Below are 24,027 nucleotides of genomic sequence, written 5' to 3' on the forward strand. Positions count from 1 at the left end.
AGGGTCATTGTAACGCGCCAGTGGCGAAAACAATAACGCCCGGCATCACCGGGCGTTAAAAAATCTGGATTAGCGGCCAGAGATAGGTGGGACGAATACGACGCCCATATCCCATGGCTGTTCGATCCAGGTATCCTGTGGGATATCAATGACATAATCGTCAACCAGCGGCTTACCGGCCGGTTTCGCGAAGATAGTGACGAAATGCGCTTTTGGATACATTTCGCGGATAGCCACTGCCGTACCGCCGGTATCAACCAGATCGTCAATCACGATGAAACCTTCACCATCGCCTTCAGCGCGTTTCAGCACTTTCAGCTCACGCTGGTTGTCATGGTCATAGCTGGAGATGCACACGGTATCGACATGACGAATACCCAGCTCACGTGCCAGCAGTGCCCCTGGTACCAGGCCGCCGCGGCTGACAGCGATGATGCCTTTCCACTGTTCGGATGGCATCAGGCGTGCAGCCAGTTTACGTGCATGAATCTGCAACATGTCCCAGGTGACGATGTATTTTTCGCTCATGTGAATTGTCCCAGCCTGTGTTTATACGGCTTAAAAAGTGTTCGAGGGGGAAAATGGTTGCGCGAGATTATAGAGATCTGAAGCACTAAAAACCAGTGCTAAGCGGTTACAGCGGGAGTTTTTACTTGCTTACCCCTACCAGCCGACAGAGAAAGTGGTATTCTCAAACCCACCTCGCAAGTCTGACTTGTGGTAACTCTAAACCTGCTAACCCCGTGACCTGCAAGATTGTCTGCAGGAGATCGACAAGGAGACTTACTGTGTCTGAACTGTCTCAACTATCGCCACAACCGCTGTGGGATATTTTTGCCAAAATTTGCTCCATTCCTCACCCTTCCTATCACGAAGAACAGCTTGCCGAACACATCATGGGCTGGGCGAAGGAAAAAGGGCTGCACGCCGAACGCGACCAGGTTGGCAACATTCTGATCCGCAAACCCGCCACCGCAGGCATGGAAAACCGTAAACCGGTTGTGCTGCAGGCGCACCTGGACATGGTGCCACAGAAGAACAACGACACCGTTCACGACTTCACTAAAGATCCAATTCAGCCTTACATCGACGGCGAGTGGGTTAAAGCCCGCGGCACCACCCTGGGTGCGGATAACGGCATTGGTATGGCCTCTGCGCTGGCGGTGCTGGCCGACGATAGCGTTGAGCATGGTCCGCTGGAAGTGCTGCTGACCATGACCGAAGAAGCCGGTATGGATGGCGCGTTTGGACTGCAACCGAACTGGCTGCAGGCGGATATCCTGATCAATACCGACTCCGAAGAGGAGGGCGAAATCTATATGGGTTGCGCAGGCGGTATCGATTTTATCTCCACACTGCCACTGACCCGTGAAGCGATCCCGGCAGGGTTCCAGACCTTTAAGCTGACGCTGAAAGGGCTGAAAGGCGGCCACTCCGGCGGTGACATCCACTTAGGTTTAGGCAACGCCAACAAACTGCTGGCCCGTTTCCTGGCCGGTCATGCAGCAGAGCTGGATCTGCGTCTGGTGGATTTCAACGGCGGTACGCTGCGTAACGCTATCCCACGTGAAGCGTTCGCGACCGTGGCGGTTGCCGCTGACAAAGCCGATGCGCTGAAAAAGCTCTCCGCCGTTTATCTGGATATCCTGAAAAACGAACTGGACGCCAAAGAGAAGAACCTGACCGTGGTTCTGGAAGCGAGCACCAGCGATAAAGCCGCGCTGACTGAACAGTCCCGCGACCGCTTTATTCAGCTGCTGAACGCCACGCCAAACGGCGTGATCCGCAACTCTGACGTGGCGAAAGGCGTGGTGGAAACCTCCCTGAACGTCGGTGTGGTGACCATGGCTGACGACAGCGCAGAGATCATCTGCCTGATCCGCTCCCTGATCGACAGCGGGAAAGATTACGTGGTGAGCATGCTGGAATCTCTGGGCAAACTCTCTGGCGCGCAGACCGTCGCCAAGGGCAGCTACCCGGGCTGGCAGCCAGATGCGAGCTCGCCGGTGATGGCGCTGGTGCGTGAAACCTATCAGCGTCTGTTCAACAGCACGCCGAACATTCAGGTGATCCACGCTGGTCTGGAGTGCGGTCTGTTCAAAAAACCGTACCCGGATATGGATATGGTGTCCATCGGACCAACCATTACTGGTCCGCACTCTCCGGATGAGCAGGTTCATATCGAAAGCGTGGGCCATTACTGGACCCTGCTGACGGAACTGCTGAAAGCGATCCCGGAGAAGTAATCAGCCAACTGATGCCCGGCGGCACTGCGTTTGCCGGGCCTACAAGGTCAACGTCGTTTGTCATTTGTAGGTCCGGTAAGCAAAGCGCCACCGGGCAGTAGTTTGTAGGCCCGGTAAGCGCGAGCGCCACCGGGCTTTTTTACAGCCCCAGCACCAGCTGCCGCTCCAGCTGCGGGTCCAGCAGCGTGACATGTAATCCCACCAGCCGCACCCCGCGCCCTGCCCGACGCTCTTCCCAGGTTTTCTTCGCGGTGGCGATCAGATCGTCCTTATTGAGCCGCGGCCAGACGTGCTCCTGCGTGGTTTGCTGAAAGTCGTTGAACTTCAGTTTTACCCCCTGCCGGGCAATCAGCAGATCCGGTTTGACCTTCGCCAGCCGCCGTTCCAGTTCCGGATAAAGCTGTTCGACAATGATGGTTTCACAGGCTGCCCACTCGTGGATATCCTCTGCCAGGGTCCGTTCCACACCGACCGATTTACGCAGCCGCTCGCTGTTAACGTTGCGCTCGTCAATGCCCTGGCTTCGCTCCCAGAGCACCCGGCCAAACTTACCAAAGCGCTTAAGTAACATGCCCAGATCGCTGTTCTGCACATCTTCGCAGGTGCGCAGTCCCATCTTCTCCAGCTTTGCCGCAGAGACTTTACCCACGCCGGGTATCTTGCTGAGCGGCAGCGTTTTGATAAACGCCGGGACCTCGTCAGGGGTAATCACATACTGACCGTTGGGCTTATTGAGATCTGAGGCAATTTTGGCGAGAAATTTTACCGGGGCGACGCCCGCCGAGGCGGTGAGCTGCAGTTCATTGAAAATCGTCTGGCGGATCTCCTGCGCCATCAGCGTGGCGGAGCCGTGACAGTGCAGGCTGTCGGTGACATCCAGATAGGCTTCATCCAGCGACAGCGGTTCAATCAGGGAGGTGTAGCGGGAAAAGATGTCGCGGATATGGCTGGAGGCTTCTTTGTAGGCATCGAAGCGTCCCGGTAATAAGGTGAGATGAGGGCAGAGTTTTAACGCCATAGCGGTTGGCATGGCGCTGCGCACGCCAAACTTACGCGCCGGATAGTTAGCGGTACTGATCACGCCACGCCGCTCGCGACTGCCGCCAATGGCAATGGGGATATCCCGCAGCGCCGGGTTATCCCGCATCTCCACTGCAGCAAAAAAACAGTCCATATCGACATGGATGATTTTGCGCATCGTCTTCACCACACCTGTAATTACATCCAGTATAACAAAGTACAAAAAATGCGTCAGCAGTTTTACTGTCTCACTTCTGTCATTAAACCGTGGTACAAGATAGAGCCAGTAAACTCTTTAAATTCATCAAGTTAATGCATTTAAAATGGAAATTTATTCATGAAAAAGATGATTATCGCTTCACTGCTGATCGCCTCTAACGCCTGGGCTGACCCGCAGATTATTGCTCACCGCGGCGGAACCGCCGACGCGCCGGAGAATACGCTTCCGGCCATCGCGCTGGCGCTGGACAATCATGCTCAGGCTATCTGGATAACCGTGCAGATCAGCCGTGACGGCGTTCCCGTTCTGTATCGTCCCAGCGATTTGAGCGCGTTAACCCCCGCGAAGGGAAAAGTGTCCCAGTATACTCAGGCAGAGCTGGCGACATTTAACGCAGGTGCGAAATGGAAAGAGAGCGTTACCGGCGCCACTATTCCAACGCTGAAAGCCGTGCTTGAACGCTGGCCTGAGACCCGTTTCTATATTGATATCAAATCCCCGGATGCCGATGCGGCCGAGATGGGCAAGCAGTTGCTTAGCGTGCTGAAGGAGACCAACAGCCTGAACCGTGTGCGCGTGTACTCTACCGAAGATCGCTATCTGGATGCGCTGCCTGCAGAAATACCGCGTTTTGTCACCCGCAGTGAAACGCGTACCCGACTGGCAAACATCTCGCTGAACCACGTGTGTCAGGCCCCAGCAAATACAATGGATGCATACTGGTACGGGCTGGAGCTGAACCGCAAGGTCGAGGTGGTGGAAAAATTTACCCTGGGCGAGGGGATCTCTCCGGCAACCCTGACATGGGACAAAGAGGCGATGGACTGTTTCCGCTCACAGGGTAATGGTCACATTATCCTGCTGGGGGTAAATTCCGCGGAGGATTACCAGAAAGCAAAAGCGCTGGGGGCCGATGGGGTGATGGTCGATTCCCCAGCCCAGGCGCGGGAGTGGCTTAAGTAAAAAAATCAGGCCGCTTTATGCGGCCTGTTTATTAGAGGATCCGGTTTTGCTGGCGCTGTGCCTCACGCGCCATACGCTTTTTACGCGCATCGCATGGCTCAGGGCAATCGCAAACTTTCTCCATACCCAGGGAAGAGATGCCACCACAGCTGCCCTGAATGCTTTTGCGCTTAATCAGCCAGCCGAGGGACATGCCGAAGATCACCAGCACAAAAACGGCAAAGGTCAGCACGAAGGTCATCATCATCAGCCTCCAAAATCATCCAGCATGATGTTCTCATCTTCCACGCCCAGCTCCTGCAGCATTTTAATGACTGCGGCGTTCATCATCGGCGGACCACACATGTAGAACTCACAGTCTTCCGGCGCGGCATGATGCTTCAGATAGTTTTCATACAGGACGTTATGAATAAAGCCGGTATAGCCGGTCCAGTTGTCTTCCGGCTGCGGATCGGAAAGCGCAATGTGGAAGGTAAAGTTCGGGTTATCCCGCGCAAGCTGTTCAAACTCATCCTGATAGAACATTTCGCGCAGCGAACGGGCGCCATACCAGAAGCTGATCTTACGCTTACTGCCGAGGCGCTTAAGCTGGTCGAAAATGTGCGAGCGCATCGGCGCCATGCCAGCGCCCCCGCCGATAAAGACCATTTCGGCGTCGGTATCTTTAGCAAAGAACTCACCAAACGGACCGGAGATAGTGACCTTATCTCCCGCTTTCAGCGACCAGATATAAGAAGACATGATCCCCGGTGGTGCGTCCGGCACGTTTGGTGGCGGCGTGGCAATACGCACGTTGAGCATGATGATGCCCTTCTCTTCCGGGTAGTTGGCCATTGAATAGGCGCGCAGCGTCGGCTCTTTGACCTCAGAGACAAAGCGGAACAGGTTGAATTTATCCCAGTCACCGCGGTACTTCTCAGGCACATCAAAATCTTTATACGCGACAGTATGTTCCGGGCACTCAATCTGAATGTAGCCGCCCGCACGGAACGGCACGTCTTCCCCGTCGGGAACCCGTAGTTTCAGCTCTTTAATGAAGGTGGCTTTGTTATCGTTAGAGATAACTTCACACTGCCACTTCTTAATGCCGAAGATCTCCTCCGGCAGTTCGATCTTCATGTTCTGGCGAACCGCCACCTGGCAAGCCAGACGACAGCCCTCTTTCGCCTCGCGCTTGCTGATGTGCGACAGCTCGGTTGGCAGAATATCGCCGCCGCCCTCTTTGACGGTCACGCGGCATTGTCCGCATGAGCCACCACCACCGCAGGCAGAGGAGATAAAAATGCCATTGCCAGAGAGGGTGTTCAGCAGCTTGTCGCCCGCAGGCGTCAGGATCTGCTTATCTGCCTCATCGTTAATCTCAATGATCACATCGCCGGAATTGACCAGCTTTGAGCGCGCTACCAGAATCAGCCCCGAGAGCACCAGCACGATCAGCGTGAACATCACTACGCCAAGAATAATTTCCATAGATTTTGCCCTTACAGCTGCACACCGGAGAAGGACATAAAGCCCAGCGCCATCAGACCGGTGGTGATAAAGGTGATCCCTAAGCCGCGCAAACCAGCCGGCACGTTGGCATACTTCATTTTTTCGCGCAGGCCCGCCATCGTCACGATAGCCAGCATCCAGCCAATACCAGAGCCAAAGCCGTAGACCACCGACTCGCTGAAGTTGTAATCACGCTGAACCATAAACGACACACCCCCGAAGATGGCGCAGTTCACCGCAATCAGCGGCAGGAAGATGCCCAGCGCCGTGTAAAGTGATGGGAAGTATTTATCGAGGATCATCTCGAGGATCTGCACTAACGCCGCAATCACACCTATGAAGGTGATGAAGTTGAGGAAGCTCAGATCAACGCCCTCAACCAGCGCCCCATCGCGTAGCACCAGGTTAAATACCAGGTTGTTGATCGGGACCGACAGCCCCAGCACCACCGTGACGGCAATGCCCAGCCCGAAGGCGGTCGATACCTTTTTGGAGACCGCGAGGAAAGTACACATCCCGAGGAAAAATGCGAGCGCCATGTTTTCGACAAACACCGCGCGCACAAACAAGCTAATGTAATGAGCCATTGTCGGTTACTCCTTTTCCTGCTGCTCAGGACGCCAGGTTCTCACCGCCCAGATCAGCAAACCGATAATGAAGAACGCGCTGGGGGCCAGCAGGAACAGGCCGTTTGGCAGATACCAGCCACCGTTTTGCACAGTCTCAAGGACCGGGATACCAAACAGTTTGCCGCTGCCGATCAGCTCGCGCAGGAAACCGACCGTCAGCAGGATCACGCCATAGCCAAGACCGTTACCGATACCGTCCATAAAGCTGGCCAGCGGCGGCATTTTCATCGCATAGGCTTCTGCACGCCCCATCACGATGCAGTTGGTGATGATCAGGCCAACAAAGACCGACAGCTGTTTTGAGATTTCGTAGGCAAATGCCCGCAGCAGCTGATCCACTACAATTACCAGCGAGGCGATGATCGCCATCTGCACGATGATGCGCACGCTGTTGGGGATGTGGTGGCGGATCATTGAGATGAACATGCTGGAAAACGCCGTCACCAGCGTCACGGCCAAGGTCATCACCACGGCGGTCTCCAGTTTTGTGGTAACCGCCAGCGCCGAACAGACTCCCAGCACCTGCAGGGTAATCGGGTTGTTGGCGATGAGCGGCCCAATAAGCACCCGTTTAACTTCTTTCAGTTCGCCCACATCAGCCATTGTTCAGCTCTCCTTCACGTACCTTTTTAAGAAAAGGACCAAAACCCATCTCGCCCATCCAGAAATCAAAGCTATGCTGCACACCGTTTGAGGTCAGCGTGGCGCCCGACAGGCCATCGACGGCGTACTCATCACCCGGACGCGCGCCCCCTTTCACCACTTTCAGCGCTGGCTGGCCGTTATCATCCAGCACTTTTTTGCCGACAAACTGCGCCCGCCATGCTGGGTTTTCGACTTCGCCGCCCAGCCCCGGGGTTTCGCCCTGATCGTAGTAGGTGATGCCCTTGACGGTGCGTCCATCGGTGTTGAGAGCCACGAAGGCATACATCATCGACCACAGACCATTGCCATAGACCGGCAGAACCAGCTCCTGGACACGGTTTTGTTCATCGCGCACCAGGTAAATTTCCGCCGTATTGCTGCGGCGTTTAATGCCTGCCGGGTCCTGGCTGGCGTCCAGTTCGGTGCTGCGCTGCGGATCTTTCAGCGCCTGGGCCTGATTGTAAGTGGACGGATCGGTCTCCAGCAGCTCGCCAGTATTGAGATCCACCAGACGTGGCGTGATGCGTGAAGCAAAGGTCTGCGCCACATCCTCAGCGCTCGTTTCGCCGTTCATCAGCCCGGCGACGGCCAGAATGTTACGTTGTTTATCCAGGGCACGTTGCTCCTGCTGACGGGACTTAAGGCCCACCGCAGATCCTGCAACCACAATGGAGCAGACCAGGCAGAGCACCACCACCACCATCAGCGTCTTGCCGATAGTGTCATTATTTTTAATCTCAGCCACGCGCCTTCCTCCGTTTGATGTTGGCACGCACCACCAGGTAATCGAACAGCGGCGCAAACAGGTTGGCGAACAGGATCGCCAGCATCATCCCTTCCGGATAGGCCGGGTTCACCACGCGGATAAGGACGCACATCGCACCAATAAGCGCCCCGTAATACCATTTTCCTTTATTGGTAAAGGACGCCGAAACCGGGTCTGTCGCCATAAACATCATGCCGAAGGCGAACCCGCCCAGCACCAGATGCCAGTACCACGGCATGGCGAACATTGGATTCGTCGCCGAACCGATCAGGTTGAACAGCGTCGCGGTGAGGATCATGCCAAGCATGACGCCTGCCACGATGCGCCAGGAGGCGACACGGCCAAAGAGAATGATGGCCCCGCCAATCAGGATCATCAGCGTGGAAACTTCGCCGACTGATCCCGGAATGGTACCGATAAAGGCATCGAACCAGCTAACCGGCTGTCCGGTGGCGTTGTTGACCAGCGCCTCACCGCCGCGAGCGGCCCACTGGGAGAGTGGCGTTGCGCCGGAAAAGCCGTCCGCCGCGGTCCAGACCAGATCGCCGGAGATTTGCGCCGGATAAGCAAAGAACAGGAACGCGCGCCCGGCGAGGGCCGGGTTAAGGAAGTTGCGCCCGGTACCGCCGAAGATCTCCTTCGCCATCACCACACCAAAGGTGATCCCCAGCGCCGCCTGCCACAGTGGCAACGTCGGCGGCACAATCAGGGCAAACAGAATGGAGGTGACAAAGAAACCTTCGTTGATTTCGTGTTTGCGCACGATGGCAAACAGCACTTCCCAGAAGCCGCCGACCAGAAAGACCGTCATGTAAATGGGCAGGAAATAGACCGCCCCCAGCGTCATCATGCTGATCCAGCCGGCATCAGGCGCAAAGCTCACGCCCAGCATCTGCGCCACCCGGTAGTGCCAGTCGCCAGCGATGACCTGCTGAAGCTGCTGCGCATCGTACAGATGGTTAAGCGCGGGAATGGTTTGCAGACCAACGTTGTACATGCCCCAGAACATCGCCGGGAACACAGCGAACCAGACGAGGATCATCATACGTTTGAGATCGATGGCGTCGCGCACGTGCGCGGCCCCTTTCGTCACCTGCCCTTGCGTATACAGGAGCGTCGCGGTCGCTTCAAACAGCGGGTAGTACTTTTCCAGCTTGCCGCCGTGGGTAAAATGCGGCTCCAGTTTTTCAATGAGATGTTTCAGGCCCATCAGTTATCCTTCCTGCTCAATGCGGGTTAACACCTCGCGCAACACCGGTCCGTATTCATATTTGCCGGGGCAAACGTAGGTGCAGAGCGCCAGATCTTCTTCATCCAGCTCCAGGCAGCCCAACGCCTGAGCTCCGTCAGTATCACCCGCCAGCAGATCGCGCAGCAGCACGGTCGGCAGGATGTCGAGCGGCATCACCCGTTCGTAGTTGCCGATAGGCACCATCGCCCGTTCGCCGCCGTTGGTATCGGTGGAGAAGTTGAACAGCTTGTTACGCAGGAAATGGCCCAGCGTCGTACGGGTAATGGAGAACTTCTCTTTGCCCGGCATCACCCAGCCAAAGAGCTCTTTCTCACGCCCTTCCTTCACCACGCTGACCTGCAAATGGAAGCGCCCGAGGTACGCCTGCACCCCGACGGCATGTCTGCCGCTCAGCACAGAACCCGAAATATGACGGTTTTCACCTTCCAGGGTTTCGTCCACCAGCAGCTCGTTGATATCTGCGCCCAGGCAGGTACGTACCAGACGCGGATTGCGCATCTGCGGGCCGCCCAGGGCGATAACCCGCTCGGTGCAAAGCTGGCCGGTAGTAAACAGCTTGCCGATAGCGATAACGTCCTGGTAGTTCAGATGCCAGACCTGTTTGGTCAGGCTGACCGCCTCCAGGAAATGAATGTGCGTACCCACAAGCCCTGCCGGATGCGGCCCGGCAAAGGTATTAAAGGTGACTTGCCCCTGCGGGTGTCCGCCCAGTTTGCCGCCGCTTGCCTGGCAGACATGCACCTTGCCCTCCGTCAGACGCGTGAGCAGGGTCAGCCCGGCATCAAATGCCTGACGCTGCGCCAGAATGAGCGGCTGCGGGTCGGCGCAGAGCGGGTTGGTGTCCATGGCGGTGACAAAAATGGCTGCCGGGACGGTGCCGGGCACCGGGGTTTTGCTGAAGGGGCGGGTACGAAATGCCGTCCACAGTCCCGACTCCAGCAGTTGAGATTGCACAGCCTCACGGGTGAGGGTGGCGAGCGCCGTCGCATCGTGACGGGTAAATTCGCGCTCACCCTCCCCTTCGATGCGGATTACCACCGATTGTAATACCCGGCGTTCGCCACGATTGATGGCGACCACCGTCCCGCTGGCGGGTGCGGTAAAGAAGACCCCAGGATTTTTTTTGTCCTCGAATAGCGGCTGCCCCTTGATGACGCTGTCGCCTTCCTGTACCAGCATCGTGGGGCGCATGCCCACGTAATCGTCCCCCAGAAGCGCAACATGGCGAGGCATCGGACCGGGCGAAATCTGCTGATCGGGAATGCCAGAAATCGGCAAATCAAGTCCTTTTCTGATTCTAATCATAGTGTTAGTTGTTATCCATGAAAAATCGTTCCGGCCAGGTAGCCGGACGAGTCAGAAGTCGTTTCACAGGAGAAGAAAGGCGGTGAATGCTCACTCATATTACTTGCAGGATCGTGGCTGACCCTGAGAAAAGTATCCTTTCTTCACCTTCGGTCGTAAGACGCGGGGAGTGTACCATTTCTGCCAATCAGGCGGCAGCGATAACGCAGCGGCGGGTGCTAAAATGCGACCGATTACGCAAAGTTCTCAATGCCAGCACGGCCAATCCAGGTTATAAGGAAAACTATTTTGTAAACCGACGCGCTGACGCTTGCGAAAAAATGCAGTGGTGCTAATGTGAGCGCTCCTAATGCAGATTAATCTGATTTCGGGTCTCTTTTGCCGTACTGGCAAGTTGGTTAGGTTTTATCAAGGAACATGTAGTATGCGTAAAATCGCATTGTTCATTGCGATGCTTCTTATTCCGTGCGTTTCGTTTGCCGGGCTGCTCAGCAGCAACAGCTCAACAACGCCGATTAGCAAAGAATACAAACAGCAGTTGATGGGCTCTCCGGTCTATATCCAGATCTATAAGGAAGAGCGCACGTTAGACCTGTTCGTGAAGATGGGTGAGACGTATCAGCTGCTCGACAGCTATAAAATCTGCAACTACTCCGGCGGCCTTGGCCCGAAACAGCGTCAGGGCGATTTCAAAAGCCCGGAGGGGTTCTACAGCGTTCAGCGTAACCAGTTAAAACCTGACAGCCGCTTCTATAAAGCGATCAACATCGGTTTCCCGAATGCCTTTGACCGTGCGCACGGCTATGACGGTAAATATCTGATGATTCATGGTGCCTGTGTGTCAGTGGGTTGCTACGCCATGACCGACAGCGGTATTGATGAGATCTTCCAGTTTGTAACCGGCGCGTTGGTCTTTGGCCAGTCTGCGGTACAGGTTAGCATCTATCCGTTCCGCATGACCGATGCCAATATGCAGCGTCACAAGAGCTCATACTACGCCGATTTCTGGAAACAGCTGAAGCCGGGTTATGACTACTTCCAGCAGACGCACAAGCCGCCGACCGTTTCGGTGGTAGATGGACGTTACGTGGTCAGCAAGCCGCTGAGCCACGAAGTCGTCCAGCCACAGCTGGCGTCAAACTACGCGCTCCCCCAGACAAAATAAGATCCACTCGCCTGGCATGATTCTTTGCCAGGCTTCATTGCCCGTCAGCGGCTGAGTGGCGATGACCGTGACCACATCGTTGGGTGTGGTTTCGGTCTGAAAATCGATTTCCACATCCTGATCCAGCAGTTTTGCCACGCCGAACGGCGCCCGCCGGGTGATCCAGAACAGGTTCGTTGAGCAGAACGCCATCACATACCGCCCGTCCGACAGCAGCATATTAAAGACCCCTTTCTCCCGCAGCTCCGTCGCCAGCGAGGCCACGTATTTAAAGACCGCGGTCATGTTGCCTGGCGTACGCGGGTAGCGTTCAGTCAGCTTATGCAGCAGCCAGCAAAAGGCCTTTTCGCTGTCAGTTTCGCCCACCGGGCGGAAGTTGCCGGTCTCCAGCGACTTATAGCCGCTCAGCTGGCCGTTATGGGCGTAAGTCCAGTTGCGTCCCCACAGCTCACGGGTAAACGGGTGGGTATTTTCCAGCGCCACTTCACCACGGTTGGCCTGGCGAATATGCGCCACCACCGAGCAGGATTTAATCGGATAGTCCTGCACCAGTTTGGCAATCGGGGAATTGAAGCTGGGTTGTGGGTCCTTGAACGTGCGACAGCCTTTTCCTTCATAGAAGGTGATACCCCAGCCGTCTTTATGCGGCCCGGTTCCTCCACCGCGCTGCACCAGCCCGGTGAAACTAAAGCAGATATCGGTTGGCACATTGGCGCTCATCCCGAGCAGTTCGCACATATCTCACCTCCACAACAGCGGGGGGCATTCACCCCCCAGCGAAGTCTTACTTAACCATCTCTTTTTCAATCAGCTGGATCAGGATATGGATCACTTTGATGTGAATTTCCTGAATACGGTCAGCGTAACCGAAGTGAGGCACTCGAATTTCGATATCTGCGGTGCCTGCCATTTTGCCGCCATCTTTGCCGGTGAGGGTGATGACTTTCATCCCCTTCTCACGCGCCGCTTCAATGGCTTTGATGACGTTGCCGGAGTTGCCGGAGGTGGAGATCCCCAGCAGGACATCCCCTTCACGCCCTACAGCTTCAACATAGCGGGAGAAGACATAATCGTAACCAAAGTCGTTGCTCACGCAGGAGATGTGGCTGACGTCAGAGATCGCAATCGCCGGGTAGCCCGGACGGTTTTCACGATAACGCCCCGTCAGCTCTTCGGCAAAGTGCATGGCATCACAATGTGAACCACCATTGCCGCAGGAGAGCACTTTACCGCCCGCTTTAAAGCTGTCGGCCAGCAGGACCGCCGCGCGCTGAATAGCGTGGATATTGGCTTCATCTTTCAGAAAGTTGGCCAGCGTTTCCGCCGCTTCGTTCAGTTCGTTACGAATAAGATCCTGGTACATGAGGATAATCCTTCAGTATTGATGAAATAACAGAGCAAGTTTACCGGATAGCGGTAAAAGCGAGAAGCTAAAGCCATGGGAATCGTCGGGCGTTTTGCGTTTTTGTGCCGGGTAAAACCTGAACAATGTGAACCAGGTTGTAATTATTTTGTGAATGCATTGCTAAAAGAAATAACATCCACTACAACCATATCATCACAAGTGGTCAGACCTCCTACAAGACAGGGAGCAATTCTTTATGATGATTTTAAGTATTCTGTTAACCGTTGTTCTGCTCGGGGTGTTGTTCTATCACCGGGTCAGCTTAATGCTGAGCAGTCTTATCTTACTGGCCTGGACCGCTGCCCTTGGTGTGACCGGCATCTGGAATATCTGGGTGCTGGTTCCGCTGGCAATTATCCTGGTGCCGTTCAACGTGCGCTCAATGCGTAAGTCCCTGATTTCTGCACCGGTCTTTCGTGGTTTCCGTAAGGTGATGCCGCCGATGTCGCGTACCGAAAAAGAGGCGATCGACGCAGGTACCACCTGGTGGGAAGGCGAGCTGTTCCAGGGCAACCCTGACTGGAAAAAGCTGCATAACTATCCGCAGCCGCGCCTGACTGCTGAAGAGCAGGCGTTTATTGACGGTCCGGTTGAAGAAGCCTGCCGGATGGCGAACGATTTCCAGATCACCCATGAGATGGCCGATCTGCCGCCGGAACTGTGGGCATTTTTAAAAGAGCATCGCTTCTTCGCGATGATCATCAAGAAAGAGTACGGCGGGCTGGAATTCTCTGCGTATGCCCAGGCTCGGGTGCTGCAAAAACTGTCCGGCGTCTCCGGGATCCTGGCGATCACCGTCGGCGTACCTAACTCATTAGGCCCGGGCGAACTGCTGCAACATTACGGTACTGAAGAGCAAAAAAATCACTATCTGCCGCGCCTGGCCCGTGGTCTGGAAATCCCTTGCTTTGCACTCACCAGCCCGGAAGCGGGTTCCGATGCAGGCGCTATTCCGGACACCGGCGTAGTCTGCATGGGCGAGTGGCAGGGTGAGCAGGTTCTGGGTATGCGTCTGACCTGGAACAAACGCTACATTACGCTGGCGCCTATCGCCACCGTGCTGGGCCTGGCCTTTAAACTCTCCGACCCGGACAAGCTGTTAGGCGGCGAAGAGGATCTGGGCATCACCTGCGCGCTGATCCCTACCACCACGCCTGGCGTGGAGATTGGTCGTCGCCACTTCCCGCTGAACGTACCGTTCCAGAACGGTCCGACCCGCGGTCAGGATATCTTTGTGCCGATCGATTACATCATCGGTGGCCCGAAAATGGCCGGTCAGGGCTGGCGCATGCTGGTTGAGTGTCTGTCTGTTGGCCGTGGTATTACCCTGCCGTCGAACTCAACCGGCGGTCTGAAATCGGTGGCAATGGGGATTGGCGCTTACGCCCACATCCGCCGTCAGTTCAAAATCTCTATCGGTAAGATGGAAGGGATTGAGGAGCCGCTGGCCCGTATCGCAGGTAACGCCTACGTGATGGATGCCGCCGCTTCCTTAATTACCTATGGCATCATGCTGGGTGAAAAACCGGCCGTGCTGTCCGCCATTGTGAAGTACCACTGTACCCACCGTGCCCAGCAGTCGATCATCGATGCGATGGATATTGCCGGCGGTAAAGGCATTATGCTGGGTGAAGGTAACTTCCTGGCGCGTGGCTATCAGGGCGCACCGATTGCCATCACCGTTGAAGGGGCGAATATTCTGACCCGCAGTATGATGATCTTCGGTCAGGGGGCAATCCGCTGCCATCCATACGTGCTGGAAGAGATGGCCGCCGCGCAGAACAACGACGTGGATGCCTTCGATAAACTGCTGTTTAAACACATCGGTCATGTCGGTAGCAATAAAATGCGCAGCCTGTGGCTGGGTCTGACCCGCGGCCTGACCAGCGCCACGCCAACCGGCGACGCGACCCGTCGTTACTACCAGCACCTGAACCGTCTGAGTGCCAACCTTGCGCTGCTCTCTGACGTGTCAATGGCGGTGCTGGGCGGTAGCCTGAAACGCCGGGAACGCATCTCCGCCCGTCTGGGTGATGTGCTGAGCCAGATTTTCCTCGCCTCGGCGGTACTAAAACGCTACGACGATGAAGGCCGTCATGAAGCCGACCTGCCGCTGGTCCACTGGGGCGTTCAGGATGCGCTGTATCAGGCGGAACAGGCCATCGACGATCTGCTGGTGAACTTCCCGAACCGCTTTGTGGCTGGCGCTCTGCGTGTGGTGATTTTCCCGACCGGTCGCCACTATCTGGCGCCGTCCGATAAGCTGGATCATAAAGTGGCGAAGATCCTGCAGATACCGAGCGCAACCCGCTCCCGTATCGGTCGTGGTCAGTATCTGACCCCAAGCGAGCATAACCCGGTCGGTCTGCTGGAAGAGGCGCTGCTGGATGTGATGGCGGCCGACCCGATTCACCAGAAGATCTGCAAGCAGTTGGGTAAAAACCTGCCCTTCACCCGCCTGAACGAGCTGGCTAAAGAGGCGCTGGCGGGCGGTATCATCAATAAGGATGAAGCGGAGCTGCTGATCAAAGCCGAAGAGAGCCGTCTGCGCAGTATTAACGTTGATGATTTTGACGCAGAAGAGCTGGCGACACAGCCGGTAAAGCTGAAAGAGATTGTGCGTAAACCTGAAGCTGCATAAGCCGTTTCAACCCGCCAAAACCCCGCCTCGTGCGGGGTTTTTTATTGCCACCCGTTACTCTGCTTGTCGTGCTACAGTGTCAAAATGGGGTTATTCGAGGAGTCTTAACTGTGCCTGGTTTGAAGATTACGCTTTTGCAACAACCGCTGGTGTGGATGGATGGTCCGGCCAACCTGCGTCATTTTGATCGTCAGCTGGAAGGGATCGCCGGACGGGATATTATTATCCTGCCCGAGATGTTCACCACTGGCTTCGCCAAGGAGGCGGCTAAGCAGTCACTGCCGCAGGACGAGCTGGTTGTCTGGATGCAGGCCAGAGCGCAACAAACCCAGGCGTTAATCGCTGGCAGCGCAGCGTTGCAGACCGAACGCGGACCGGTGAACCGTTTTCTGCTGGTGGAGCCCGAGGGCAAGGTTCACTTCTACGATAAGCGCCATCTGTTCCGCATGGCGGACGAGCACCAGCACTATGAAGCGGGTAACGAGCGGGTTGTCTTTGAGTGGCGCGGCTGGCGCATTCTGCCGTTGGTCTGTTACGACCTGCGCTTCCCGGTCTGGTCGCGCAACCGCGATGATTACGACCTGGCGATCTACGTCGCCAATTGGCCGGCGCCCCGCTCTCTCCACTGGCAGGCGCTGCTGACGGCACGTGCGATTGAGAACCAGGCCTATGTCGCTGGCTGCAACCGGGTCGGTACTGACGGCAACGGGCATCACTACCGGGGCGACAGCCGGGTGATCAACCCGCAGGGTGAGATTATTGCCACCGCTGAGCCGCATCATGCAACCCGGATTGATGCCGAGCTGTCGCTGACGGCGCTGAGGGAGTATCGGGAGAAGTTTCCTGCCTGGCAGGATGCGGATCCGTTTAGTATTGGCTGAAGGGTAAAGCCGCACTGTCCCTGCCCCCTCACCTCATCGGCATAAAGGGACAGGAGCGGTGCGGCTCTGCTGTTTGTTACTTCATCTAATGAAAGGCGTCAGGCCTTTTTCTTACAGCATGCGTTGCAGGATTTCGCGCTGTCCCTTGAAGGTATATTTGATTACCGCCGCGACATGCCCAAGCAGAATCAGGCCCAGTAAAATGCAGCTAACGCGATGCACTTTAAAGAAGAATTCATTAACTTCAATCGTGTTAATCGGATGAGTAATCGGCAGCAGCCCAAACAGGCTGTAATCTTTGTGCAGCATCAGGAAGCCGCTGACCAGCACCAACATAATGGTCAGATAAAACAGCTCATGGATAAAAACCACCATCTGCTTTTTCCGCCCCGCCACCGTTGCCGGATAAGGCACTGAAGGGCGAAAGAAGCGCCAGACAAAACGCACCAGCATGATTGGCGTTGCAATGGTGCCAAGCGACATATTCAACACAGAAAAAAAGGTAAACCAACGGGTCCCTTCCAGCGCGTGAAGAATGTAGCCCATGCACATGGCGTAGATAATGACGACTGCAACCACCCAGTGCAAAAGGCGTGAAAAGCGATCGTAACGAGTGGGAATAACGGAAGAAGTTTGCATATCCTTGTCCTCTAAAACGTAATAACCTGGCGTCCTTTGAAGCCATGCGTTCAGAAATCATTCGTCCTGCCCCGCTTTAATCCTACGCCGGGTTTAACAATGAAATTCTGCCTCGCAAAATAGGATATTGCCCTGCCCCTTAATAGAAGAACGCAGACCATTTTTAACCTTTCTTTTTTCCGTTAACCGGTTGGGCGACTATAGCGTTGTTGAAATGATTATTTATGCAGGCCGGAATACGGATACAGGGAAAGTTATTGGTGCGAATGTACTGGATAAAGGTAACGGAACTTGGGCATTTTCAGGCTCAACGGCGTAAGCCAGACGGAAGATGATGCAAGGAGAAGTAGCACAAGAACAGAGATCGAAAAAAGGCCCATGTTATTGCTAACATGGGCCTGAATGTGGCGGAACGGACGGGACTCGAACCCGCGACCCCCTGCGTGACAGGCAGGTATTCTAACCGACTGAACTACCGCTCCGCTGTGTTCCCTTGGGAACGAGGCAGATATTACGGTTTACCCTCGATCCCGTCAATGCTTTTTCTCACCTTTTGAATCGTTTGCTGCAAAAACGATCCAAACGGTTATTTTACCGGCATTTCAGCCGCTTTTAGCCTCGCCAGAGGCAGCTTCCGCCCTTCTTCTGCACCAGATCCAGACGGGATTCATGCGCCATTAACTCTTCATCACTGGCAAGTATAACGCGCAGCGCACTGGACTTACGAATAATGCGCTGGATTTCACTCTCGCCGGACTCTTGCTGCGTCTCGTTATCGGCGTTAAATGCCAGGGCGGTCTGGCCACCCGTCATGATCAGATAAACATCCGCCAGGATCTGGGCATCGAGCAGCGCCCCGTGCAGCGTTCGTTTGCTGTTATCTATTTCATAGCGCGAGCACAACGCATCAAGGCTGTTCCGCTTGCCAGGGAACATCTTCCTGGCCATCGCCAGGCTATCTGTAACCTTGCAGAAGGCGTCTGTTTTCGGCAGGCCGCGGTTGAGCTTGCTGAATTCGTAATCCATAAAGCCGATATCGAACGAGGCGTTATGAATGACAAGCTCGGCGCCTTTGATGTAGTCGATGAATTCATCGGCGACGTCGGCAAAGGTGGGTTTATCCAACAAGAATTCATCGGCAATCCCGTGAACGCCAAAGGCTTCCGGGTCCACCAGCCGGTCTGGCTTCAGGTAAACGTGAAAGTTATTGCCGGTAAGACGGCGGTTAACCACCTCTACCGCACCGATCTCGATGATCTTATGCCCTTCATAGTGAGCACCGATCTGGTTCATACCCGTCGTTTCGGTATCGAGAACGATGATCCTGTCGGCGTTATGTGTGTCTGCAATACTCATTCTGTCAGCCTGTTCTTATTAACGACGACATTGTAATCAACCTGACCTGGCGTTCAAAGGCTAATTCACACGGACTTTATTTTGCCGTGCTGCCGGAGACCGTTTATGTCAGACTTACCGTTTTGATTACAGGATGTCTGCCAGGATGCGTAAACAGGTAGAGATTTACACTGATGGCTCGTGCCTCGGCAATCCGGGCCCAGGGGGTTACGGCGCCATTTTGCGGTATCGACAGCACGAAAAAACCTTCAATGAAGGCTTTCGCCTGACCACCAACAACCGCATGGAGTTGATGGCCGCGATTGTGGCCCTTGAGGCACTGAAAGAGCATTGCGACATTGTGCTGAGTACCGACAGCCAGTATGTCCGCCAGGGGATCACCCAGTGGATCCACAACTGGAAAAAACGCGGCTGGAAAACCGCGGACAAAAAACCGGTGAAGAATGTCGATCTCTGGCAACGCCTGGATGCGGCGCTCAGCCAGCATAGAATCCAGTGGGAATGGGTAAAAGGCCACGCCGGACATCCCGAAAACGAACGCTGCGACGAACTGGCGCGCGCGGCTGCGCTCAATCCGCAGCATGACGATGTGGGGTATAAACCGGAAGCCTGATCAGGGCTTTCGGTACTGCCGCGTGGCACCTACAGCGGGGCGTAACTGGGTCTTGGCTTTGCCTGGCTTCATTGGATTGAGCGTCAGGGGGATGGTTCTTTTGCGCGCCACAATCAGCTGCATACAGCCCAGCGCCGGAAAATGGGTGCTGAGCATCTTTCCGCCCTGCCGCGTCCAGGGTATCACCTGAAAACCGCTCTGGTGCATCACCTCAAAATTGAGCAGCGAGAGCCAGTCCAGCTGGCGCATCAGGGTGAACATGCGGCTGTTATACGGCGGGGTGCGACGCAGCACCGGCACCAGCTTTCTTAGCCCCATCAGACTCATCGGATTAAAGCCGCTGATCACCAGCCAGCCATCATCAATCAGAACCCGATCGGCTTCCCGCAGTAAACGGTGCGGGTCATCGCACCAGGGCAGCGAATGTGCCAACAGGCACGCATCAACGGACTTCTCGGCAAAAGGGAGCTGCAGCGGATTGGCCTTCACCTGAACGGGTTCACCGCCCAGCGAAACATTGACCTGATGCGAGATGGCGCAGCTTTCAGAGTTGATTTCCGCGCTCAGATTGCCAATCTTAAGCAGGTGAAAACCATACATTTTCGCAAACCAGGGCTTAAGCTGTAACTCGAGCGCTTCACGATAGTATTCACCCCAGGGCAACTCTGCCCAGTGTTTCGGTGCGGTAACAATCTGAGGTATCCTTGCCGGTTTCATCAAAACACCCGCCACGCTATGAGAGGTAATGTATGAATCTTAACAGTATTTCTGCTTTTCAGGACAATTACATCTGGGTTTTAAGCAATGATGAGGGTCGTTGCGTAATTGTCGATCCTGGCGAGGCGGAGCCGGTTTTAAAAGCCATCGAGGAAAACCAGTGGCAGCCGGAAGCCATTCTGCTCACGCACCATCATCATGACCATGTGGGCGGCGTGGCGGCACTCTGCGCAAAATTTCCTCATCTTGTGGTATACGGTCCTGCTGAGACACAAGATAAGGGGGCTACGCGCGTAGTAAAAGATGGCGAAAAGATCCTCATTCTTGCGTTGGAATTTTCTGTAATTGCCACACCGGGTCACACTTCTGGACATATTTCGTACTTTAGCTTCCCTTATCTTTTCTGTGGAGACACAATGTTTTCTGGCGGCTGCGGACGGCTCTTCGAAGGCACTCCAGCCCAGATGTACCAGTCCTTCCAGAAAATTAACGCTCTCCCCGACGACACCCTTATTTGTTGCGCACACGAATACACTTTAGCGAATATGAAGTTTGCGATGCACGTTCTGCCTGAGGATAGCGCGATTCAGGATTATTACCGCAAAGTGAATGAGTTACGTGCAAAAAACCAAAAAACACTGCCCGTAATTCTGAAAAATGAACGTAAAATTAATTTATTTCTTAGAACAAATGACATTGATTTAGTTAATAAAATTAAAGAAGAAACAAATATGTTACAACCTGAGGATTGTTTCGCGTGGTTAAGGGCAAAGAAAGATAACTTCTGACAATTGCATGTTGCCTTTTTAACTATTCGTCGTTATCATCGCTCGTCTTTTAAGCAACTATTGACACACACATGAAGGCAAAAGCGATATTACTCGCCTCTGTCCTGCTTGTGGGTTGCCAGTCGTCACAGAACACTGGCAACGTACAACAGCACGCACAGAGCCTTTCTGCAGCTGGTCAAGGGGAAGCAGGGAAGTTCACAAGTCAATCGCGATGGGCAGACGATGGGACGTCCTTCGCACAGGATCAAGACTTGTGGGTCTCTATTGGTGACGAGCTAAAGATGGGAATTCCGGAAAACAGCCGGATTCGCGAACAGAAACAGAAGTATTTAAGCAATAAGAGCTATCTCCACGATGTAACTTTACGGGCAGAGCCGTATATGTACTGGATAGCAGGGCAAGTTAAGAAACGTAACATGCCCATGGAACTGGTACTACTACCCATAGTGGAGAGCGCTTTTGACCCACACGCAACGTCTGGCGCCAAGGCCGCAGGTCTTTGGCAGATCATACCGAGCACAGGGCGCAATTATGGTTTAAAACAGACCCGCAACTACGATGCGCGTCGTGATGTGGTCGCCTCGACGACTGCCGCTCTCGATATGATGCAACGTCTGAACAAGATGTTCGACGGTGACTGGCTGCTGACTGTCGCTGCGTACAACAGCGGTGAGGGTCGTGTACTGAAGGCAATGAAAGCGAATAAAGCACGGGGTAAACCTACCGACTTTTGGTCGCTTCCACTGCCACGGGAAACCAAATTATACGTACCCAAAATGCTGGCTTTGAGTGAAATCCTCAAAAACAGCAAAAAGTACGGCGTGCAGCTACCGAGCTCGGACGAAAGTCGCGCGCTGGCGAAAGTCCGTATCAGCAACCCTGTTGAGTTAAAACAGGTTGCGGATATGACTGGTATTTCAGTTACCAAACTGAAAGCTTTCAACGCTGGCATAAAGGGCTCAAAAGTGGGTTCCAGCGGGCCGAAATACGTTCTGGTGCCGCAGAAACATGCTGAACAGTTACGCGTCTCGCTTGCTGCGGGTGAAATCGCTGAGGTTCAGTCTACGCTGCTTGCGGATAATTCACCGCTGAACAGCCGTAGCTACCAGGTGCGCAGAGGCGATACGCTTTCAGGCATCGCATCACGTCTTGGCGTGAGCACAAAAGATCTGCAGCAGTGGAACAAGCTGCGTGGCTCTACCCTGAAAGTGGGTCAGAACCTGACGATTGGTGCGGGTAACAGCGCACAGCGTCTCGCCAATAATAGCGATAGCATTACCTATCGCGTACAAAAAGGCGATTCGCTTTCCAGTATTGCCAAGCGTCACGGCGTGAACATCAAAGATGTGATGCGCTGGAACAGCGATACGGACAATCTGCAGCCTGGTGACCGGATAACGTTGTTTGTGAAAAACAACGCCACACCGGATTCCTGATTTCAGAGACCTGATGTAAAAAGGCACCGATTCCCCTCGGTGCCTTTTTTGTTTATCCCGCCTTTTGGGCTTCAGCCAGGAGGGTATCGCTGGTAAAGGAGCCCTCTTCCTGCAGCTCAAAGTAGGTTTTGACCTCGGCCGAGGCACTCTCCTGATACAGCCGGATCGCCTGGCTCAACGCCTCTGGCGTGCGCATACGCGCAATCCACGAAGAAAACTCCAGCCTTAATCTGTCTGTCTGCAGCGACCGTGAGATCAGCCCGGCATCGGTGAACATGGACAACCACTCGCCGCTGGAATAGTTGCGGACATGCGAGGTATCCCGCAACGCTTCTACCGTCTGTAACCAGATATCACGTACCGGATGCCCCGGCGACATAATATCCATGATGATAACCAGCCCACCCGGCTTCAGCACCCGCTTAACTTCGCGCAACGCCTGACCGACATCGTGCCAGTGGTGCGCCGAGTAGCGACTGATCACAATATCAAACATTTCATCGTCAAAGGGTAACGATTCTGCATAGCCCTGACGGGTGGCAATATTACTCAGCCCCTTCTCGCTGGCTGCGGCGGCAACCACCTCCAGCATCTGGCTGGATAAGTCATATGCCGTCACCTGAGCCACCTGCTGCGCTGCCACAAAGCTGGCATGACCTGCCCCGCAGCCTAAATCCAGGACGCTGGCTTTCGGAAAATCGGCCAGACGTTCAGCCAGACGCTGCAAATCGCGCCCCGATGCGTGAACCGCACTGGTGAGGTAGGCCTTAGCCTGAGAGCCAAACTGTTTTTCTACGTTGTCATGATGGGACTGTGTTGTCATTTTGCTGTCCTTCGGTTGATGAAAAATAAAGGGCAGCACCCGTACAGGCCTGCCCCACGGCAGACCTGACGCACCTCTATCTTTCAGGTTTGCCGGGACTGAATTCAACGAGTAGCGGATTGTGATCGGATGCGCGAGTGACCAGCACAGAGGCTTCACTCACGTTCAGACCACGATAGAAGACAAAATCGAGCGGACGACCAAAGGCCTTGCGCCGCTGGTCATCGGTAAAACGTACTTCGCGCAGCGACATCTCACGCGCAAAGCGATAAAGCGCATTCATTCGCGGACGGCTCCAGGCATTGAAATCGCCAGCCATAACCACCGGGCCGCTGTGATGGGCAATCTGATCGCCGATAGGCAGCAGCTGCTTGCTGTAGACATCGACGCCAAGGCTGAAGTTAACCGCGTGGATATTGACCACCATCAGTAGCCGGGTATCCGGCAGCGGGTAGACGGTGACCAGAGCGGATTTCGCCAGGCGCAGGAGCGGCTCGCGTTCGCGCAGTGGGCAGCAATAGACGGGATGAGCGGCAGAGAGCGTCATCACCCCTGACGGATGCTGGGGTAAGACAAATGCCGGCACCTGGTCAGCAGCGAGATAGTTAGTGGTCGCAAACCTGACCAGTTCAGGTGTGGTTTGCGCCTCCTGCAGCAGCACCAGATGAGCATCTTTACCAAAATTCTGCAGGACGGATAACCATTCGGCGCGTTGCTGTTTAAAGATATTCCATACCAGCACCCGAATTTTTTCGTCGCTGCTTAAAGGCGCACCCGCAGGCAATGCCTGGCCAATGCTCGCAAACGACCCCGGAGGTAAAATTCGCTCCGCTGGCTGTCCGGCAACATAACGCATGGCATAGGTATTTTTTCGCACGGTGTGAAACGACCCCTATCAACTTGAACCCGTCCAGAAACAGGAGCGGGTTCTAATGTTATAGGGTTTTCAGCTCACACTTTCAACGCTATTACTAAGAAACTACTGAGTTACTCAGATTCCGCTGAGCTGTTTTATCGGTAAGT

At 54.8% G+C, this 24,027-nt stretch carries 24 protein-coding genes and 1 tRNA gene; 8 read left to right on the top strand and 17 right to left on the bottom strand.

Annotation, left to right across the window (positions count from 1 at the left end; genetic code table 11):
* Positions 1-69 precede the first annotated feature (69 nt).
* Positions 70-528, bottom strand: a complete 459-nt coding sequence (gene gpt, locus DVA44_RS19465) for a xanthine phosphoribosyltransferase (RefSeq protein WP_032616685.1) — start codon at positions 526-528, stop codon at positions 70-72.
* A 260-nt stretch (positions 529-788) separates the two neighbouring features.
* Between gpt and pepD the strand changes: the two genes are divergently transcribed.
* Positions 789-2,246: a cytosol nonspecific dipeptidase gene (gene pepD, locus DVA44_RS19470; RefSeq protein WP_114387885.1), complete on the top strand. Its 1,458-nt coding sequence runs from the start codon at positions 789-791 to the stop codon at positions 2,244-2,246.
* Positions 2,247-2,385: 139 nt separating this feature from the next.
* On the opposite strand, the gene dinB is transcribed toward pepD, so the two are convergent.
* Positions 2,386-3,444, bottom strand: coding sequence for a DNA polymerase IV (gene dinB, locus DVA44_RS19475; RefSeq protein WP_114315831.1), 1,059 nt, complete (start codon positions 3,442-3,444; stop codon positions 2,386-2,388).
* Between the two features lie 159 nt (positions 3,445-3,603).
* On the opposite strand from dinB, the gene DVA44_RS19480 reads away from it, so the two are divergent.
* The gene (locus DVA44_RS19480) at positions 3,604-4,449 is read left to right on the top strand and encodes a glycerophosphodiester phosphodiesterase family protein (RefSeq protein WP_114387886.1); all 846 of its coding nucleotides are present in this window, start codon (positions 3,604-3,606) and stop codon (positions 4,447-4,449) included.
* 31 nt (positions 4,450-4,480) lie between these two features.
* Here the strand turns inward: DVA44_RS19480 and nqrM are convergent, their stop codons facing one another.
* Genes nqrM through DVA44_RS19515 form a run of 7 tightly spaced genes read right to left on the bottom strand, consistent with a single transcriptional unit; the run spans position 4,481 to position 10,537 of the window.
* Positions 4,481-4,696, bottom strand: a complete 216-nt coding sequence (nqrM, locus tag DVA44_RS19485) for a (Na+)-NQR maturation NqrM (RefSeq protein WP_168192001.1) — start codon at positions 4,694-4,696, stop codon at positions 4,481-4,483.
* On the bottom strand, positions 4,696-5,919 hold the full coding sequence (gene nqrF, locus DVA44_RS19490; protein WP_103823949.1) for an NADH:ubiquinone reductase (Na(+)-transporting) subunit F: 1,224 nt from the start codon (positions 5,917-5,919) through the stop codon (positions 4,696-4,698). The genes nqrM and nqrF overlap by 1 nt, the downstream gene beginning before the upstream one ends.
* Before the next feature lie 11 nt (positions 5,920-5,930).
* The gene (gene nqrE, locus DVA44_RS19495) at positions 5,931-6,527 is read right to left on the bottom strand and encodes an NADH:ubiquinone reductase (Na(+)-transporting) subunit E (RefSeq protein ID WP_103823948.1); all 597 of its coding nucleotides are present in this window, start codon (positions 6,525-6,527) and stop codon (positions 5,931-5,933) included.
* Between the two features lie 6 nt (positions 6,528-6,533).
* Positions 6,534-7,172: an NADH:ubiquinone reductase (Na(+)-transporting) subunit D gene (locus DVA44_RS19500; RefSeq protein WP_103823947.1), complete on the bottom strand. Its 639-nt coding sequence runs from the start codon at positions 7,170-7,172 to the stop codon at positions 6,534-6,536.
* The gene (locus DVA44_RS19505) at positions 7,165-7,959 is read right to left on the bottom strand and encodes a Na(+)-translocating NADH-quinone reductase subunit C (protein ID WP_114387887.1); all 795 of its coding nucleotides are present in this window, start codon (positions 7,957-7,959) and stop codon (positions 7,165-7,167) included. The genes DVA44_RS19500 and DVA44_RS19505 overlap by 8 nt, the downstream gene beginning before the upstream one ends.
* Complete coding sequence (locus tag DVA44_RS19510; RefSeq protein ID WP_114387888.1) at positions 7,952-9,190, bottom strand: NADH:ubiquinone reductase (Na(+)-transporting) subunit B; 1,239 nt, start codon at positions 9,188-9,190, stop codon at positions 7,952-7,954. Before DVA44_RS19510 ends, DVA44_RS19505 begins: the two co-directional genes overlap by 8 nt.
* 3 nt (positions 9,191-9,193) lie before the next feature.
* Positions 9,194-10,537: a Na(+)-translocating NADH-quinone reductase subunit A gene (locus DVA44_RS19515; protein ID WP_103823944.1), complete on the bottom strand. Its 1,344-nt coding sequence runs from the start codon at positions 10,535-10,537 to the stop codon at positions 9,194-9,196.
* A 424-nt stretch (positions 10,538-10,961) separates the two neighbouring features.
* On the opposite strand from DVA44_RS19515, the gene dpaA reads away from it, so the two are divergent.
* Positions 10,962-11,702, top strand: a complete 741-nt coding sequence (dpaA, locus tag DVA44_RS19520; RefSeq protein WP_103178375.1) for a peptidoglycan meso-diaminopimelic acid protein amidase — start codon at positions 10,962-10,964, stop codon at positions 11,700-11,702.
* Here dpaA and DVA44_RS19525 read toward each other — a convergent pair.
* Positions 11,673-12,440 carry a class II glutamine amidotransferase gene (locus tag DVA44_RS19525; protein WP_103823943.1) on the bottom strand — a complete coding sequence of 256 codons (768 nt, stop codon included), beginning with the start codon at positions 12,438-12,440 and terminating at the stop codon, positions 11,673-11,675. The genes dpaA and DVA44_RS19525 overlap by 30 nt on opposite strands.
* A gap of 46 nt (positions 12,441-12,486) precedes the next feature.
* Positions 12,487-13,065, bottom strand: a complete 579-nt coding sequence (gene lpcA, locus DVA44_RS19530) for a D-sedoheptulose 7-phosphate isomerase (RefSeq protein WP_103178373.1) — start codon at positions 13,063-13,065, stop codon at positions 12,487-12,489.
* 238 nt (positions 13,066-13,303) lie between these two features.
* Here lpcA and fadE point away from each other — a divergent pair, with 238 nt between their 5' ends.
* Both fadE and DVA44_RS19540 read left to right on the top strand, forming a co-directional pair.
* Complete coding sequence (gene fadE, locus DVA44_RS19535; RefSeq protein ID WP_114387889.1) at positions 13,304-15,748, top strand: acyl-CoA dehydrogenase FadE; 2,445 nt, start codon at positions 13,304-13,306, stop codon at positions 15,746-15,748.
* Positions 15,749-15,858: 110 nt separating this feature from the next.
* Positions 15,859-16,629, top strand: a complete 771-nt coding sequence (locus DVA44_RS19540) for an amidohydrolase (protein ID WP_114387890.1) — start codon at positions 15,859-15,861, stop codon at positions 16,627-16,629.
* Between the two features lie 111 nt (positions 16,630-16,740).
* On the opposite strand, the gene DVA44_RS19545 is transcribed toward DVA44_RS19540, so the two are convergent.
* The 3 genes from DVA44_RS19545 to dnaQ all read right to left on the bottom strand — a co-directional run bounded on the left by DVA44_RS19545 (position 16,741) and on the right by dnaQ (position 18,624).
* Positions 16,741-17,268, bottom strand: a complete 528-nt coding sequence (locus DVA44_RS19545; RefSeq protein WP_114387891.1) for a cytochrome b — start codon at positions 17,266-17,268, stop codon at positions 16,741-16,743.
* Positions 17,269-17,673: 405 nt separating this feature from the next.
* Positions 17,674-17,750 (bottom strand) — tRNA-Asp (locus DVA44_RS19550).
* Positions 17,751-17,880: 130 nt separating this feature from the next.
* Positions 17,881-18,624 (bottom strand): DNA polymerase III subunit epsilon, encoded by a 744-nt coding sequence (gene dnaQ / locus DVA44_RS19555; RefSeq protein ID WP_103823939.1) that lies wholly within the window; start codon positions 18,622-18,624, stop codon positions 17,881-17,883.
* 145 nt (positions 18,625-18,769) lie between these two features.
* Between dnaQ and rnhA the strand changes: the two genes are divergently transcribed.
* Entirely contained in the window at positions 18,770-19,237 is a 468-nt protein-coding gene (rnhA, locus tag DVA44_RS19560) for a ribonuclease HI (RefSeq protein WP_114387892.1), read from the top strand.
* On the opposite strand, the gene DVA44_RS19565 is transcribed toward rnhA, so the two are convergent.
* Positions 19,238-19,954: a class I SAM-dependent methyltransferase gene (locus tag DVA44_RS19565; RefSeq protein WP_114315839.1), complete on the bottom strand. Its 717-nt coding sequence runs from the start codon at positions 19,952-19,954 to the stop codon at positions 19,238-19,240.
* A 32-nt stretch (positions 19,955-19,986) separates the two neighbouring features.
* Here DVA44_RS19565 and gloB point away from each other — a divergent pair, with 32 nt between their 5' ends.
* Together gloB and mltD are read left to right on the top strand one after the other, a co-directional pair.
* Complete coding sequence (gene gloB, locus DVA44_RS19570; RefSeq protein WP_114387893.1) at positions 19,987-20,742, top strand: hydroxyacylglutathione hydrolase; 756 nt, start codon at positions 19,987-19,989, stop codon at positions 20,740-20,742.
* A gap of 71 nt (positions 20,743-20,813) precedes the next feature.
* A complete protein-coding gene (gene mltD, locus DVA44_RS19575; protein ID WP_114387894.1) occupies positions 20,814-22,181 on the top strand; it encodes a murein transglycosylase D in 1,368 nt (455 codons plus the stop codon).
* A gap of 52 nt (positions 22,182-22,233) precedes the next feature.
* Here mltD and DVA44_RS19580 read toward each other — a convergent pair whose 3' ends face one another.
* Both DVA44_RS19580 and DVA44_RS19585 read right to left on the bottom strand, forming a co-directional pair.
* Positions 22,234-23,004, bottom strand: coding sequence for a class I SAM-dependent methyltransferase (locus DVA44_RS19580; RefSeq protein ID WP_114387895.1), 771 nt, complete (start codon positions 23,002-23,004; stop codon positions 22,234-22,236).
* A gap of 76 nt (positions 23,005-23,080) precedes the next feature.
* Positions 23,081-23,881, bottom strand: coding sequence for an endonuclease/exonuclease/phosphatase family protein (locus DVA44_RS19585; protein WP_039032074.1), 801 nt, complete (start codon positions 23,879-23,881; stop codon positions 23,081-23,083).
* Positions 23,882-24,027 lie beyond the last annotated feature (146 nt).

The organism is Leclercia sp. W17 (genome assembly GCF_003336325.1).
GTDB lineage: Bacteria > Pseudomonadota > Gammaproteobacteria > Enterobacterales > Enterobacteriaceae > Enterobacter.

Excerpts from the sequence above, each read along its gene's own strand:
- gpt (WP_032616685.1), bottom strand. The coding sequence starts at position 528 with ATGAGCGAAAAATACATCGTCACCTGGGACATGTTGCAGATTCATGCA.
- dinB (WP_114315831.1), bottom strand. The coding sequence starts at position 3,444 with ATGCGCAAAATCATCCATGTCGATATGGACTGTTTTTTTGCTGCAGTG.
- DVA44_RS19480 (WP_114387886.1), top strand. The coding sequence starts at position 3,604 with ATGAAAAAGATGATTATCGCTTCACTGCTGATCGCCTCTAACGCCTGG.
- nqrM (WP_168192001.1), bottom strand. The coding sequence starts at position 4,696 with ATGATGATGACCTTCGTGCTGACCTTTGCCGTTTTTGTGCTGGTGATC.
- nqrF (WP_103823949.1), bottom strand. The coding sequence starts at position 5,919 with ATGGAAATTATTCTTGGCGTAGTGATGTTCACGCTGATCGTGCTGGTG.
- nqrE (WP_103823948.1), bottom strand. The coding sequence starts at position 6,527 with ATGGCTCATTACATTAGCTTGTTTGTGCGCGCGGTGTTTGTCGAAAAC.
- DVA44_RS19500 (WP_103823947.1), bottom strand. The coding sequence starts at position 7,172 with ATGGCTGATGTGGGCGAACTGAAAGAAGTTAAACGGGTGCTTATTGGG.
- DVA44_RS19510 (WP_114387888.1), bottom strand. The coding sequence starts at position 9,190 with ATGGGCCTGAAACATCTCATTGAAAAACTGGAGCCGCATTTTACCCAC.
- DVA44_RS19515 (WP_103823944.1), bottom strand. The coding sequence starts at position 10,537 with ATGATTAGAATCAGAAAAGGACTTGATTTGCCGATTTCTGGCATTCCC.
- dpaA (WP_103178375.1), top strand. The coding sequence starts at position 10,962 with ATGCGTAAAATCGCATTGTTCATTGCGATGCTTCTTATTCCGTGCGTT.
- DVA44_RS19525 (WP_103823943.1), bottom strand. The coding sequence starts at position 12,440 with ATGTGCGAACTGCTCGGGATGAGCGCCAATGTGCCAACCGATATCTGC.
- lpcA (WP_103178373.1), bottom strand. The coding sequence starts at position 13,065 with ATGTACCAGGATCTTATTCGTAACGAACTGAACGAAGCGGCGGAAACG.
- fadE (WP_114387889.1), top strand. The coding sequence starts at position 13,304 with ATGATGATTTTAAGTATTCTGTTAACCGTTGTTCTGCTCGGGGTGTTG.
- DVA44_RS19545 (WP_114387891.1), bottom strand. The coding sequence starts at position 17,268 with ATGCAAACTTCTTCCGTTATTCCCACTCGTTACGATCGCTTTTCACGC.
- dnaQ (WP_103823939.1), bottom strand. The coding sequence starts at position 18,624 with ATGAGTATTGCAGACACACATAACGCCGACAGGATCATCGTTCTCGAT.
- rnhA (WP_114387892.1), top strand. The coding sequence starts at position 18,770 with ATGCGTAAACAGGTAGAGATTTACACTGATGGCTCGTGCCTCGGCAAT.
- DVA44_RS19565 (WP_114315839.1), bottom strand. The coding sequence starts at position 19,954 with ATGAAACCGGCAAGGATACCTCAGATTGTTACCGCACCGAAACACTGG.
- gloB (WP_114387893.1), top strand. The coding sequence starts at position 19,987 with ATGAATCTTAACAGTATTTCTGCTTTTCAGGACAATTACATCTGGGTT.
- mltD (WP_114387894.1), top strand. The coding sequence starts at position 20,814 with ATGAAGGCAAAAGCGATATTACTCGCCTCTGTCCTGCTTGTGGGTTGC.
- DVA44_RS19580 (WP_114387895.1), bottom strand. The coding sequence starts at position 23,004 with ATGACAACACAGTCCCATCATGACAACGTAGAAAAACAGTTTGGCTCT.